This is a genomic window from Mycobacterium sp. UM_Kg1 (genome assembly GCF_000972925.1).
Lineage (GTDB): Bacteria > Actinomycetota > Actinomycetes > Mycobacteriales > Mycobacteriaceae > Mycobacterium > Mycobacterium hiberniae.
On record NZ_JRMK01000339.1, the window covers coordinates 1 to 565 of the forward strand.

Below are 565 nucleotides of genomic sequence, written 5' to 3' on the forward strand. Positions count from 1 at the left end.
ATCACGTTCGGCCGGATCGGGCACATCGCCCCAACCGCGGTCCCGATGCCGGTCAGCCGCTTCCTCCTGCGCCGCTGCGGAACCCGCAGACCCTCCTCGCGCCACAGGCGGCGGATGCGCTTGTTGTTGATCAGCCAGCCGGCCTTGCGGGCTGCGATCGCCGCTCGCCGCCATCCCCAGCGGGGCCGGTCGGTGGAGAACTTCCGCAGCCAGGCCCGCAGCTGGTCTTCGGCATCGCTGATCGAGGCCGGCGTCAGGCTCATCGTGGACCGGTGCAGGCCGACCACCGTGCAGGCTCGCCGCTCAGAGACCCCGAACCGTTCACGCAGCATCACCACGGCGCTGCGCTTGCGGTTCGGGCCTAAAAGTTTCCCGACGAAATCTCCTTGAGCATGTCGATATCGAGGGCCTGGTTGGCCACCAGCTTCTTGAGCCGGGCGTTCTCTGCCTCGAGTTCCTTGAGACGCTTGGCGTCACTGGCCTTCATGCCGCCGTACTGGGCGACCCAGCGATGCCAGGTCGATTCGGTGATCTCCAGGTGCCGGCACACCTCGCAGAGCTCCTG

At 67.3% G+C, this 565-nt stretch carries 1 pseudogene; it reads right to left on the reverse strand.

The annotated features are described in order from the left end of the window. Positions 1–565 (reverse strand): annotated as a pseudogene (locus LI92_RS22805) (transposase); the annotation flags it as partial.